1 pseudogene is annotated in these 1,102 nt (G+C 66.7%); it reads right to left on the bottom strand.

From position 1 onward, the window contains the following. Positions 1 to 1,009, bottom strand: a pseudogene (locus JQ586_RS40335) (IS256 family transposase); the annotation flags it as partial. Between the last annotated feature and the right edge of the window lie 93 nt (positions 1,010 to 1,102).

Here is a 1,102-nt window from a genome sequence, read left to right as displayed (position 1 = left end):
CCGTTGAGCCGCTCGATCGGGTTGGTCGAGTGCAGCTTGGTCCGGTGCTGTGGTGGGAACGTCATGTAGGCGAGCACGTCGGTCTCGGCCTCGTCGAGGAAGGTCGCGAGCCTGGGCAGCTTGGGGCGGAGCTGGTCGGCGACCTTGCGCCACTGCGCTCGTGCCGCCTCGGCATCGTCCTGGGCAAACGCGGTGGCGATGAAGGCGGAGACGACGCGCCGCCCACTCTTGCCGGCATGCGCGAGCGCGTTGCGCATGAAGTGGACGCGGCAGCGCTGCCAGCCGGCGTTGAGCACCTTGGCAACGGTGGCCTTGATGCCCTCGTGGGCGTCGGAGACGACCAGCTTGACGCCACGCAGGCCACGACGGGCGAGCTTGCGCAGGAACGCCGTCCAGAACGTCTCGGCCTCCGAGGGACCGATGTCCATGCCGAGAACCTCTCGCCGGCCGTCACTGTTGACGCCGACCGCGACAATCACCGCGACCGACACGATGCGCCCGTTCTGGCGTACCTTCACGTAGGTGGCGTCGATCCACAAATACGGCCAGTCGCCCTCGATCGGACGGGCGAGGAACGCCTTCACCTTGTCGTCAATCTCCGCGCACAGCCGCGAGACCTGGCTTTTGGAGATGCCGCTCATCCCCATGGCCTGGACAAAATCGTCCACCGAGCGGGTTGAGACGCCCTGCACATAGGCTTCCTGCACCACCGCGGTGAGCGCCTTCTCGGCCATCCGGCGCGGCTCCAGAAAGCCGGGGAAGTAGGAGCCCTTGCGCAGCTTGGGGATACGAAGCTCGACCGTGCCGGCGCGGGTCTCCCAGATCCGGTCGCGGTAGCCGTTGCGTTGCGCCAAACGCTCGGGGGTCTTCTCGCCATAGGCCGCCCCCGTCTGGCTTTCACTTCCAGCTCCATCAGGCGCTGGGCGGCAAAGCCGATCATCTCGCGCAGCAGATCGGCATCAGGGGTCTTCTCCACGAACGTGGGCAGGTTCATCATGTCGTCGGTCATCGGTGGTTCCTCGGTTGCGTTGGCGTGTCGCAACCCGATCCTACCGGAGAACTGCCGGTGACCACCGCAAAGCCGCCCGCCCGCTACGGCGCT

The sequence above is a fragment of the Bradyrhizobium jicamae genome, from assembly GCF_018130215.1.
GTDB lineage: Bacteria > Pseudomonadota > Alphaproteobacteria > Rhizobiales > Xanthobacteraceae > Bradyrhizobium > Bradyrhizobium jicamae_A.
This window is presented reverse-complemented; position numbering and strand designations above follow the sequence as displayed.